The sequence below is a fragment of the Oscillochloris sp. ZM17-4 genome (assembly GCF_019599295.1).
Taxonomy (GTDB): Bacteria; Chloroflexota; Chloroflexia; order Chloroflexales; family Chloroflexaceae; genus Oscillochloris.
Window position 1 is genome coordinate 55,496 of the sequence record NZ_JAIEWN010000026.1, and the last position, 12,600, is coordinate 68,095.

10 protein-coding genes and 1 pseudogene are annotated in these 12,600 nt (G+C 70.0%); all 11 read right to left on the reverse strand.

The window, feature by feature from the left end:
• Positions 1-287 (reverse strand): prephenate dehydrogenase/arogenate dehydrogenase family protein (locus K2Z83_RS17965; RefSeq protein WP_220596566.1); only part of this gene is annotated, 287 nt, incomplete at its 3' end.
• A 75-nt stretch (positions 288-362) separates the two neighbouring features.
• Positions 363-965, reverse strand: coding sequence for a hypothetical protein (locus K2Z83_RS17970; RefSeq protein ID WP_220596567.1), 603 nt, complete (start codon positions 963-965; stop codon positions 363-365).
• Positions 966-1,017: 52 nt separating this feature from the next.
• On the reverse strand, positions 1,018-2,088 hold the full coding sequence (gene aroC / locus K2Z83_RS17975; protein ID WP_220596568.1) for a chorismate synthase: 1,071 nt from the start codon (positions 2,086-2,088) through the stop codon (positions 1,018-1,020).
• A 230-nt stretch (positions 2,089-2,318) separates the two neighbouring features.
• Complete coding sequence (locus K2Z83_RS17980; RefSeq protein WP_220596569.1) at positions 2,319-3,518, reverse strand: glycosyltransferase family 4 protein; 1,200 nt, start codon at positions 3,516-3,518, stop codon at positions 2,319-2,321.
• Positions 3,519-3,607: 89 nt separating this feature from the next.
• Positions 3,608-4,822 (reverse strand): class I SAM-dependent rRNA methyltransferase, encoded by a 1,215-nt coding sequence (locus K2Z83_RS17985; RefSeq protein WP_220596588.1) that lies wholly within the window; start codon positions 4,820-4,822, stop codon positions 3,608-3,610.
• Between the two features lie 94 nt (positions 4,823-4,916).
• The gene (locus K2Z83_RS17990; protein ID WP_220596570.1) at positions 4,917-6,158 is read right to left on the reverse strand and encodes a glucose-1-phosphate adenylyltransferase family protein; all 1,242 of its coding nucleotides are present in this window, start codon (positions 6,156-6,158) and stop codon (positions 4,917-4,919) included.
• A 92-nt stretch (positions 6,159-6,250) separates the two neighbouring features.
• Positions 6,251-7,645, reverse strand: coding sequence for a glucose-1-phosphate adenylyltransferase family protein (locus K2Z83_RS29170; RefSeq protein WP_255604195.1), 1,395 nt, complete (start codon positions 7,643-7,645; stop codon positions 6,251-6,253).
• A 141-nt stretch (positions 7,646-7,786) separates the two neighbouring features.
• A pseudogene (locus tag K2Z83_RS18000) lies at positions 7,787-7,930 on the reverse strand (alpha-glucosidase/alpha-galactosidase); the annotation flags it as partial.
• Between the two features lie 146 nt (positions 7,931-8,076).
• On the reverse strand, positions 8,077-9,069 hold the full coding sequence (locus K2Z83_RS18005) for an LLM class flavin-dependent oxidoreductase (protein ID WP_220596571.1): 993 nt from the start codon (positions 9,067-9,069) through the stop codon (positions 8,077-8,079).
• A gap of 216 nt (positions 9,070-9,285) precedes the next feature.
• On the reverse strand, positions 9,286-9,654 hold the full coding sequence (locus K2Z83_RS29625) for a TIGR04076 family protein (RefSeq protein WP_220596572.1): 369 nt from the start codon (positions 9,652-9,654) through the stop codon (positions 9,286-9,288).
• Positions 9,654-12,600, reverse strand: a 2,947-nt coding sequence (locus K2Z83_RS18015) for a response regulator (RefSeq protein WP_220596573.1), incomplete at its 5' end; no start/stop codon positions are given. The genes K2Z83_RS29625 and K2Z83_RS18015, both read right to left, overlap by 1 nt.

Below are 12,600 nucleotides of genomic sequence, written 5' to 3' on the forward strand. Positions count from 1 at the left end.
ATGGCGCCGGCGGGGAGCAGGCTGGCCAGCTGCGCCAGCACCTCGCGCACCGACTGCACCGGCGTGGCCAGCACGACGATCTGGGCGTCGCGCACGGCCTCGGCGAGGGTGCGCGCCTCCGTATCGATCGCCAGGCGGCCGCGGGCCTCCTTCACCGCGCGGCTGTCGCGGTCGTAGCCGACCACCTCGATCTCGCCGAGGGGGCTCTCCTTCACATCGGCGCTGCGCAGGGCCATGCCCAGCGATGCGCCGATCAGGCCGAGTCCGATGATGCTGATGCGGATCATTGAGGGTCTCCTTCATACAGAGAGCAGGGGCGCAGCAGCGCAGCGCTGCTGCGCCCTTACGGTCTCGCCCCATACCTACTTCGCCTCGAAGCGGGCGAGGAAGAGCAGCTCGGCGACGGTGACGGCGAGGGCCAGCAGCAGGACGCTGACCCATGTGAGCACGCGCAGCCCGGCGAGGGCGGCGAGGGTTGCGACCAGCAGGCCGACCTCATAGGACTGGCGGCGCACCCGGCGCCGGTCGAGGGCGTGGACGCGCTCCTTGTAGATGCGCCGGCCGACGGCGGCGATGAAGGGCCGCGACGTGGCGGCGCCGCAGAGGAAGAGCGCGCCGATCAGCAGGGCGTAGACCGGCATATCGGGAGGGGAGAGCAGCCACTCGGTGGGCGGCGGCACGAAGGCCAGCCCGTAGAGCAGCAGCGACGCCCCCACCACACCTTCGACCGTCAGCCCGGGCATGTCCAGGCCGCGCTCGATCGGCGCGAAGGTGAGCAGGGCCGCGCCCAGGGTCAGCCCGTAGTAGAGCAGCCGCTGCGGGGCCAGGGGCGGCTCGGCGGCGCTCAGCCCGCCGAAGATCAGCAGGGCCAGGGCTCCCGACCAGCAGAGGCCGGCCGCCGCCGCGGCCAGAATGGTGAATGGTGAATGGTGAATGGTGAATGGCTTTGTTTTATCCGACTGCATATGGCACGCCTATGCCGATCATTCAACATTCACCATTCACAATTCACCATTATCACGCCCGCGCCGCGCGCTGCCTGAGCAGGTGGTCGGCCAGCACCAGGGCCAGCATGGCCTCGGCCACGGGGACGAGGCGCGGCAGGACGGTGGGGTCGTGGCGGCCGTGTACCTCGATGGTGGCCGGGTTGCCCTCACGGTCGACCGTCTGCTGGGGCTGGGCGATGCTCGCCGGGGGCTTGGCGGCCAGGCGCACGATGATCTCCTCGCCGGTCGAGATGCCGCCGAGGATGCCGCCGTGGCGGTTGCTGGTCGTGCCGATGCTGCCGTCCTCGCGGCGCACGAAGGGGTCGTTGTTCTCCGAGCCGCGCAGGCCGATCACGCCGAAGCCCTCGCCGAACTCCACGCCCCTGATCGCCGGGATGGAGAACATGGCCTTGCCGATATCGGCCTGGAGCTTATCGAAGACGGGCTCGCCGAGGCCGGCGGGCACGCCTCGGGCGCGCACCTCGACCACGCCGCCGAGCGAGTCGAGCGCGCGGCGGGCCGCGTCCACGCGGGCGACCATCTCCTCGGCCACCGCCGGGTCGGGGCAGCGCATGATATTGCGCTCGATCTCGCCCTCATCGATCACCTGGGCCCGCAGGTCGCCCAGCTGCAGGGTGTAGCCGACGATGCTCACCCCCGAGCGGGCCAGCAGCAGCTTGGCGACGGCGCCGCCGGCCACCCGGCCGATCGTCTCGCGGGCGCTGGAGCGCCCGCCGCCGCGGTGGTCGCGGAAGCCGTACTTGGCGTCCCAGCTGTAGTCGGCGTGGCCGGGGCGGTACAGCTCCTTGATGCTGTCGTAGTGCGAGGATTTGGCGTCGCTGTTGAAGACCAGCATGCTGATCGGCGTGCCGGTGGTGCGGCCCTCGAAGACGCCGGAGAGGATCTGCACGGCGTCGGGCTCCTGGCGCTGCGAGCTGACCTTGCTCTGGCCGACGCGGCGGCGATCCAGCTCGCGCTGGATATCCTCGACCGTCAGATCCAGCCCCGAGGGGCAGCCGTCAACCGTACACCCAACCGCCGGCCCGTGGGACTCGCCCCATGTGGTGAGGCGAAAGCTCTGTCCGAAGCTACTTCCTGGCATATGTTTCTAGGGCACAGGGTACAGGGTACAGGGTATACGAACCCTCTCCCTCGGCGCTGCCACCCGCTTATACGGCAAGGATACAGGATACAGGTCACAGCGTACAAGGCACAGGTGAAGCATATCAGCACGCCATGCGCGACACCAAACTGTGACACACCCACGAACCTTGTCTAAGGCTTATGCTTCTCCATCGGTCCCCTGTCCCCTGTCCCCTATCCCCTGTCCCCTCATCTCCCCCAGTCCCCGGCCCGCCACTCGGCGAGGATGCGCGTATAGGTGGTGATCGTCGTGGCGGCGATCCGGTCCCAGGTGTAGCGCCGGCGAACCTCGGCGAGGGCCGCGCCGGCGCGGGCGCGGGCCTGGTCGGGGCAGCGCAGGCACTCCAGGACAGCGGCGGCGAGGGCGTCAGCATCGCCGGCGGGGGCGATCAGGCCCGTCTCGCGGTGGCGCACCACCTCAGCCAGGCCGCCCGCGTCGCTGACCACCAGCGGGCAGCTGGCTGCGGATGCCTCCAGGGCGACCATGCCGAAGGGCTCGTAGATCGAGGGGAAGACGGCAACATCAGCCACGCGGTAGATTTTATCACGCTCGTCGTCGCTGAGGAAGCCGGCGAAGCGCACGCGCCCGTTCAGGCCGGCGGCCTCAGCCTGGCCCTGGAGCGCGTCGAGGTAGCCGCCGGTGCCGGCGATGAGCAGGCGGGCGTTGGCAGGCGCGATCTGCGGCCAGGCCTCAAGCAGCACCTGTAGCCCCTTCTCATAGACGATCCGGCCCACGTAGAACACCAGCCCCTCGTCGTCGGCCGCGAAGCGCCGCCGGAAGGCCTGCCGATCCGCCGGCCCGGCGAAGGGGTCGGGGTCGAGGGCGATGCCGTTCGTCACCACATCGATCTTATCGGCGGGCGTCTGGAAGTAGTCGATCACCTGGCCGCGCATAAACTGCGAGCAGACGATCACGCGCCAGGCCTCGTAGGTGAGCAGCCACTCCTGGTCGTTGATCTGCTGGGAGGCGCGCCCGCTGATGTGGCCCTGGCCGCGCCCGCGCTCGGTGGCGTGGATGGTGGCGATCAGCGGGGTGCGCCAGAGGTGCTTGAGCCGCCCGGCCGCCTCGGCGGTGAGCCAGTCGTGGGCGTGGATGAGGTCGACGCGCCCGACCGATGTGGCGATGCCCATCGCGGCCCGCTCAAGGTCGCGGCTGCACTGGGCCACATAGTGCGGGAAGTCGACGCCGGGGGCGGGCGAGAGCGGGACGCGGTAGACGCTCAGGCCGGGGGCCAGCCGCTCCACGCTGGGGCCGCCGCGCAGCTGCGGCGTGACGACAGACACACGGAGGCCAGCCTCGGCGAGGGCCGGGGCTAGCTCAGCGACGTGGCGGCCCATCCCGCCGACGACGTGAGGCGGGAATTCCCAGGAGAGTTGTAGGACGTGCATACTGAATTATAGCACAAGTGCCATTGTACTGAGGAATCTTCAACGCTCTAATGTGGGTTGCGGCTTCGCCGCAACCCACATTAGAGCGTTTATGAGATCGCCAGCACCCGCGCGACGAGAAACTTGAGGTAGCGGCCCTCGGGGAAGGCTGCGGGCACCGGGTGGTCGGCGGGCTGGCCGACCTCATAGATGATCTGCGCGCGGCGCTGGGCGGCCGCAGCCGCGTCGCCGAGCATGGCGCGGAACGACTCGGGGCCGACCTGGCTGGTGCAGCTGGATGTGACCAGCAGGCCGCCCGGCTCGACGCAGCGCATCGCCAGGGCGTTCAGCCGGGCGTAGGCGCGTAGGGCGGCGTGGGCGCTGCCCTTGGCCCGCGCGAAGCTTGGCGGGTCAAGGATCACCATCTGGAAGCGCCGGCTCGCCTTGACGTAGGCGTCCAGCAGGCCGAAGCAGTCCTCGGTGAGGAAGCGGTGGCGCCCGGCGTCCAGCCGGTTCAGGGCGATGTTATCATCGGCGGCCTCGGCCAGCCCCCGGCCGATGTCCACGCTCGTCACCTCGGCGGCGCCGCCGCGCAGGGCGTAGAGCGAGAAGCCGCCGGTGTAGGCGAAGCAGTTCAGCACCGTCAGCCCGCCGGCCAGCGACTCGACGGCGCGGCGGTTCTCGCGCTGGTCGAGGAACAGTCCGGTCTTCTGGCCGCGCCAGAGGTCGGCGCGGAAGAGAATCCCGTGCTCCTGGATGACCAGATCCTGCGGCGGCAGCTCGCCCCAGATCGGCCGGAGGCTGGGGGCTGGGGGCCGGGGGCCGGACTCGGCATCACCCTCATCATCGTCCTGCTCGCGCTGGTGCAGGGCCACCCCGCGCAGATCCGGGTCGATCCCGCGCATGGCCGAGGCCACCTGGCTGGCGATCGCCTGGACGCTGTCGGCGTAGGTGTGGATCACCGCGTAGTCGCCGTAGCGGTCGGCCACCAGGCCGGGCAGGCCGTCACCCTCGCCATAGATCCAGCGGTAGGCGCTGGTGGCCGGGGAGGCGTCGCGGACAGCGGCGCGCAGCTCCCACGCCTCCCAGACGCGCTCGCCGACCCAGTCGTCGTCGGGGATCGCGGTGCGGCTCACGATCCGCACCGCGATGGCGCTGCGGGCGTCCCAGAGGCCGTAGGCCGTCCAGCCGCCGCAGCGAACGCGCACCCACTGGCCCGAGCGCAGCCGCTCGCCGCCCGAAACGTGGTTGCGGTAGACCCACGGGTGGCCCTGCTGGAGCCGCGGCCGCAGGCTGGGGTCGATAGTGATCTCGGGGGTGTTCATAATGTTGAATGTTGAATGTTGAATGTTGAATGCCGTAGGGCCGAAGCATTTGGCGCTGGCGCAGAGCGCCAGCGCCAAATGCTTCGGCCCTACGTTACACCGTTGACCCGCTATCCACGTTTTTGCCCTTGCCGAAGGCCTCCTCGGCGGTGCGCGGGCGGACGGCCACATTCCGGCCGACGCGCGCGCCGTCGGGGATGTGGGCGCGCAGGCCGATGATCGTCAGCCCAGTGTTCAGGCGCTCGGGCGCCTCGTGGTTCGGCGTGTTATCCTCGCCGTCGCCAACCATCGCCCCGGCCCCGATCCGCACGCCCTCGTCCACGATACAGCGGTCGACCACCGTGTCGGGGCCGATCCAGGCGTCCCCGAAGATCACCGAGTCGCGCACGATGGCGCCGGGCGACACATAGACGCCGGGCGAGAGCACCGATCGCACGACGCTGCCGTGGACCTGGCAGCCGTCGCTGAGCAGGCTGTTCTCGACCCGCGCGCTCGCGCCGATCTGCACGCCGGGCCGGTCGGCGCTGGTGGTGTGGATGACCCACTCGGGGTCATACAGGTCGAGGGCCGGCGTCTCGGCCAGCAGGGCCATGTTCGACTCGTAGAAGGCCTGGACGGTGCCGACATCGGCCCAGTAGCCCTGGAAGTTGTAGGCGTAGGCGTTGGCCTTGCCGATGATCTTGGGCAGCAGGTGCCGCCCAAAGTCGGCCTCGTCGCCCTTGGAGAGCAGGTCGAGCAGGTACTGCTTGCGGAAGACGTAGATGCCCATTGATGCCAGGCTGGAGAGCGAGCGGCGCGGCTTCTCGACGAAGCTATCGACCCGGCCGTCGCTGCCCACCGAGACGATCCCGTAGCGGCGCACATCGTGGGGGCTGACGCCGTGGACGGCCATGGTCACGTCGGCGTCGCGCTCCTCGTGGAGCTGAAGGAGCGGCGTGTAGTCCATCTTATAGATATGGTCGCCGGCCAGCATCAGCACCGCGTCGACGGCCTGCTCCTCGACGAGGTCGCGGTTATAGCGCACGGCGTCGGCGGTGCCGCGCTGCCAGCCGCCGCCGTCGGGCGTGGGCGAGGGGTGGAGCAGGCGCAGGCCACCCTGGGCGCGGTCGAGGTCCCAGGGCCGGCCGACGCCGAGGTGGGCGTGGAGCGAGCGCGGGCGGTACTGGGTGAGCACGCCCACGTTATAGATCCCCGAGTTCACACAGTTCGAGAGCGTGAAGTCGATGATCTTGAACTTGCCGCCGAAGGGCACGGCCGCCTCGGTGCGCTCGGCCGTGAGCACCGACAGGGCGGGCGAGTCGCCGCCGGCGAGGATGAGGGCTAATGTTCGTAGCATAATGATTGCAGATTGCAGATTGCAGATTGCAGATTTATAGATATCAGCATGCGCCCCAATCTACAATCTGCAATCTGCAATCTGCAATATAATCAGATCGTCTCCCCCGACGCCACATCGCCGCCCGGAAAGTCCTCGGTGTCGCGGTCGGCGTTGATCACCACATTCCGGCCGACGCTGATGCCGGGCGGGATGTGGGCCGACTTACCGATCACTGAGACCCCGGTGGTGAGCTTGTCGGGCTGGCGCGCGTTGGGCACCGTCAGGTCGTCGCCGAAGCCGACGCGGGCGCCCGCGCCCACCACCACCTGCTTATCGACGATCACCCGGTCGAGCACGGCCCCCGGGCCGATCCAGACATCGTTCATCACCACGCTGTCGCGCACGACCGCGCCGGGCGAGACGTACACCCCCGGCGAGAGCACCGAGCGCTCCACCGTGCCGCGGATGGTGCAGCCGTTGCAGATGATCGACTGGCCGACGCGGGCCTGCGGGCCAACCTTCGCCGGCGGGCGCTCCTCGCTGCGCGTACGGATCACCCAGCTCTGGTCGAACAGGTCGAAGTCAAGCGTCGAGTCAAGCAGCTGCATGCTCGTCTCCCAGTACGACTGGATCGTCCCCACGTCCACCCAGTAGCCCGTGAAGCGGTGGGCGTAGACCCGGTCCTCGGCGACCATGGCCGGGATGACGTTCTTGCCGAAGTCGATCCGCGGCTTATCGTCGCTGCCCTCGGAGAGGCGGCTGATCAGCTTGTCGGCGTTAAAGACGTAGATGCCCATCGAGCACGCCAGGCTCATCGGGTCGAGCCAGGCCCAGGCGGCGAGGGCGGCCCCGAGGCCGGCGACGAGCCCGGCGGCGCGCCGGGGCCGGCCGGCCGCGCCGGCGACGCCGAGCGACCAGCGGTCGATCAGCCAGCCGGCGGCGGCGGCCAGGGCCAGGGCCAGGGTCAGCCAGATCACGCGGGCCAGGGCCAGGGCCAGCGGGACGCCGGCGCCGGGCAGGGGGCGGACGGCGAGCGAGTCGATCGCCACCCCCAGGTCGCGCGGGTCGCCCCTGCCGGGCTGGAAGGTCGGCCCCGTGAGCGTGAGCGGGCCGGCGGACGCGCCGGGGGGCAGCAGGACACGGTAGACCCGCCAGCCCGGCGGGGCGTCGAAGCGGGCCGGCGGGGCGTCAGCCTGCGCGAGCGCAAGGGGCCAGGGGGCGTCGCCCCGCTCGGGCAGGGCCTCGCGGTAGAGGCGCAGCGACAGCGTGGACTCGCCGATGTAGGCCCCCGGCACGCGCAGGCCGACCGAGTCGCGGGACCAGCGCAGGCTCCCGCCATCGCCCTGCTCGGCGGGGTAGGCATCGATGACGCTGTAGGCATCGCCGGGGGCGCCGACATCGAGCGCCCAGGGGCGCGGCGCGAGCAGCGCGCCCATCAGGGCCGTCAAGGTCAGCGCCAGAGCTACGAGCGTAAGCGCGAGGGCGGCCAGCGCCCGACGAAACATAGAGTGCCCCACCTGATCACGAGAGACGCGCCGGGCATCCTACCACAAGTGGCGGGCCTGTGTGCGCCGCCGCCGGGCGGGCCGGGCGGGCCGCTACGTGTAGGCGGGCAGCCAGTCGCCGTGGGCGGCGATCAGGTCGTCCACCTCGGAGGTACGCAGGCGCTCCGGGTCGATGTCGAACAGGCTGATGCTGGCGTCGGCCAGCTCGGGGAAGCTGAGGATGTCGCCGAGCAGGTTGCGGGCGAACACCGTGCTCCCGGCGCCGATGAAGGCGATAGTGGGCATTGGACGATCCTTTCAGGCAGTCTTTCCTCACAACAGATTCCTTGTTGCTTTGGGGAGATATGCCAGCGAAGCTGGCATATTCCCCCAAAGCAACATCGGTTTTTGTGCCCATCAGGCACATTTTGTGGGTATGGGGCTGCCGCCCCCTACAGCTGCTCGCGCAGCCGCGCCGTCAGCCGCAGGGCGGCCTCGGGATCGGGGCCGAGCGGCGGCCCGATGTTGATCTGGGTCACGCCGCGCGCGGCCAGCCAGCGCAGCCGGGCCAGCATATCATCGGGGGATCCGTAGATCGCCAGACGGAACATATCCGGGGTGAGCGCGCCCATGGCCCGGTCCATATCGCCGGCCTGCCAAGCGTCGCGCACCGGGTCAAAGTCGGCGGGCGTCAGCCTGATCGGCGCCAGCGTCTCGGCGCGCAGCGATGGCCCGTAGTAGGCCGCCAGGTAGCGCAGGGCGTCCTCGGCCTCGCGGCGGGTCTCGGCGACCGACCACCAGACGCAGGCGGCCAGGTCGAAGCCGGCCAGGTCGCGGCCCGCGCGCGCGGCGCCGGCGGCGATCCGCCCGCGCACGAAATCGATCGTCTCAGGCGGGAAGAGGATGGGCAGGCCGCCGTCGGCCACCTCACCCATCAGCTCAAGCACCCGCGGCCCCTGGCCGCCGATATAGATCGGGATGGGCTGGGCCGGCAGGTCAAAGCGCAGGCGGGCCTGCGGGTCCCAGCCGGCGAAGACCTCGCCGGCGACGCCGGCCTCCTCGCCGCGCAGCAGGCGGCGCAGGATCGCCACCGCCTCGGCCAGCCCGGCGCGCGGGCGGGCCTGGGCCTGGCCGATCCACCCCAGGTAGGGCGGGTCGCCCGGGCCGATGCCGAGCACAAAGCGGCCCTCGCTAAGCTCCTGGAGGCTGGCGGCGGCCATGGCGATCTCGGCGGGGCTGGCGCTGAAGGGGTTGACGATGCAGGTGCCCACGCGGATGCGGCTGGTGGCGGCGGCCACGGCGGAGAGCGTCACCCAGGCGTCGCGCTTCATCAGATCGTGGCAGTACCAGAAGTCGTCGAAGCCCAGCTCCTCGGCGAGCTGCGCGCGGCGCACCACCTCGCGGATGACGCCCGAGTCGCTGTTGAGACGGATCCCGAATCGCATGGGTGCTCCTTATCGTATTCCACCACAGACACAACGCGGGCTTGCAGGGCTGCCGCCCGACAAGCCGTGCTTGTTTTGCGGAGATATGCCAGCGAAGCTGGCATATCTCCGCAAAACAAGAGGAGAATTTGGGCTTAATTTGATGCGCATGGGGCGATGCCCCAGACCCTAAGCGTGGTAGGGCTGGGCGGCGAAGCCGCCCAGCCCTACCACAGATTATACCGTGGGGGGCGGCGCCCAGGGGATGGGGCTGACATCGTCGTGGCGCAGGGCGCGGGTCGCCACCCGGTCGACGCGCATGATCAGGCGGCAGGCCGGGTCGGGGCAGGTGACACGGGCGTCGGTCTCCATCCAGTCGGCCGGGTGGTTGCGGCGCTGCTTGGCCGGGAGCAGGGGCAGGGCCGCCTGGATCGCGTAGACGCAGAAGTCGGTGCCCTCGGGCATGGAGAGCTTGCCGCCCCGCAGAAAGAAGGTGTCGCCCACGGCCATGCTGCATGTGCAGTGGCCCTCGATCGACTCCACCACCACCGCCAGGTCGTACAGCTCGAAGGTGTCGCCGCCGTGAGTCGGATCGCCTGTGGTCATCACGGCTCCTGTGCGGCGCGCTGCGCACGCTTCATGATCGCGCCCTCGATCTGGACCGGCAGGTCGCGCAGGCTAATCGGCTTGACGATATAGGCGTCCGCGCCGGCGGCCAGACAGCGGTCGCGGTCGCCCGGCATCGCCAGCGCCGTCAGCGCGATCACCGGGATGTCGCACAGCTCGGCGTCGGCGCGGATGCGGATGGTCGCCTCGATTCCGTCCATCACCGGCATCTGGATATCCATCAGGATGGCCTCGGGCCGGATGGTGCGGGCCATCCGGATCGCCTCGATCCCGTTATGGGCCACGAGCAGCTCGTAGCCCTGGAGGGGCAGGTAGTCGCGCAGCAGACTAATATTGTCCTCGTTGTCCTCGGCCAGCAGGATGCGGCGCCCCTGGGCCAATAGGCGAGCCTCGGAGGCGGGCGTCGCTCCTGGGGCGGGCCGGGCGTGGGCGATCTGGCGCAGTGCGTGGAGCAGGTCGGCGCGGGAGATCGGCTTGAGCAGGTGGGCGGTGGCCCCCAGCTCACGGGCGAGGTCTGGCTCGTCGACGACCGAGATCACCAGCACGGGGATCGCGGTGGTGCGCGGGTCGCCCCGCACCTGGGTGAGGACCGTCCATCCAGTCTGGTCGGGCAGCAGCACATCGAGCAAGATCAGGTCGGGGCGCAGCTCGACGGCCAGGTCAAGCGCGCCGCCGGCCCGCCCGTGGACGGTCGCGGCGCAGCCGAGGTCGGCCAGGTAGCGCGCGAGCTGCTCGCTGGACGCCGGCGAGTCATCGACGATCAGGGCGCGGGCGAGGGGCGGCAGCGCGCCGTCGGTGTCCTCCGGGGTCGCCAGGGCGCGGGTCGTGTCCCAGGGTAGCGTCACACAAAAGCGGCTGCCCTCGCCGGGGGCGCTGGTCACGGCGACGCTCCCGCCGTGGGCCTCGGCCAGGCGCAGCACGAGCGAGAGGCCGAGCCCGGTGCCCTCGTGCTGGCGCGCGAGGCCGGCGTCGATCTGGACGAAGGGCTTGAAGAGGCGGGGGATATCGGCGGCGGCGATGCCGATCCCGGTGTCGGCGACGATGAACTCGATCTGGCTGCGGTCGCGCGAGCCGCGCACCTCCAGGCTCACGCGCCCCCCCTGCGGGGTGAACTTCACCGCGTTCGAGAGCAGGTTCACCAGGATCTGCTTGAGCCGCCGCTCATCGGCCTCCATGCGCTCGGCCGCCATATCGAAGGTTGTGCTCAGGCTGATCCCCTTGGCCGCGGCGGCCTGGGCCATCATCCGCACGCAGGCATGGCAGAGGGATGCGATATCGACGGCGGCGATCTGGAGATCGAGCTTGCCCGCCTCGATCTTCGAGAGGTCGAGGATATCGTTGATCAGGGCCAGCAGATGCCGGCCGCTCTCGTCGATGCTGCCGATAGCGTACTCCTGCTGGTCGGTCAGCGGGCCGTAGATGTGCTCGCGCATGATCTCGGCCCGCCCGAGGATGGTGTTCAGCGGCGTGCGCAGCTCGTGCGACATATTGGCCAGGAACTCGTCCTTCAGCCGCGCGGCCCGGGCCAGCTCAGCGTTGGCCGCGATCAGGTCGGCGGTGCGCTCCGTCACCCGGCGGGCCAGCTGGGCCCGCTCGGCCTCCAGGTTCGCCTCGGCGCGGCGGCGCTCGGCCAGCTCCTGCTGGGAGCTGGCGTAGAGCAGGGCGTTGGAGATCGCCGCCGCCGCCACCGTCGCCAGCGTCTCGGCCAGAGAGACCGACTCCTCGGTGAAGAACCCCGGCGTCAGCTTATTCACCGCGTAGATGCCCAGCAGATCGCCCCGGCTGATGATCGGGATGCCCATCCAGCTGCGGATCTCCTCGCCCCCAGACACCGCGACCCAGCCGGGGTAGTTGATGGTGTCGCTGATCAGCAGGCTGCGCCGGCTCTGCATGATCTGCCTGGTGATGCGGTGCTCGCGGGCGTCGAAGCTGATCTGGCGGATCTCCGCGATGTCGGCGCGGTGCTCGTAGCCGCGCAGGCTATAGATCTCGAAGTGCCAGCCCTCGCGCAGCAGCATCACGTTGGCGCTGTCGTAAGGCACCAGCTTCTTCAGGTAGTCGAGCAGCGACTCGAGCACCTGGTTCAGGTCGAGCGACTGGGTCAGCGCCACGCCGGCCTGGTGCAGGGTCTCGGCGATCTGGCGGGCGCGCCGCTCGTTCTCGCGCAGCCGCGCCGACTGGATGCTGATCGCCAGGTAGGTGCCCACCTCGCGGGCGATGGCGATCTGGCTGTCGGGGAACTCATACGGGCTGCGCGTGGCCAGATTGAGCGAGCCGAGCAGCTCTCCGTCGGCGATGAGCGGGAGAGACAGCAGCGAGTGGATGCCCATGCTGCGGATGGCGGCGATGATCGTGTGCGGGATGGCGTCCGACTCCGCCTCGTCGGCAGGGTCGGCATCATCCAGATTGTAGTAGAGCCGGATCTGGCGGGACTCGTCGAGGGCGCCGAGCGGCTCGACGCCCATGTCGATCACATCCCCGGCCCCCGGCCAGCCGCCCAGATCGCTGCTCACGCCGAGGAAGGTGCCCATGTTCGGCCCCTCCACGCCGTAGAGGAGCACGCTGGCGTGGGGCACCAGCACCAGGGCGCGCAGCTGATCCAGCACCTCCGCGACGGTCATGTCGAGGGGGGAGCCGGCCAGGGTGCGCTGGTTCAGGTGGTTCAGGATGTCGAGGCGCTCGGCGTAGTGCCGCAGCGACTGCTCGGTCGCCCGCTGGGCGCTCACGTCGCGGTTGATCGCGATAAAGGACTGGAGCCGCCCCCCGGCGTCGCGCAGAACCTGCACCGACGAGTTGATCACGAGCTCGCGCCCATCGTGGTGGGGCTGGATAACCTCGCCGCGCCAGAAGCCGTCGCGCGTCAGGGCGCCGATCGCCGCCTGGTCATCGCCGCCATCGAGGTAGCGCAGCGTCGGGATGATCTCC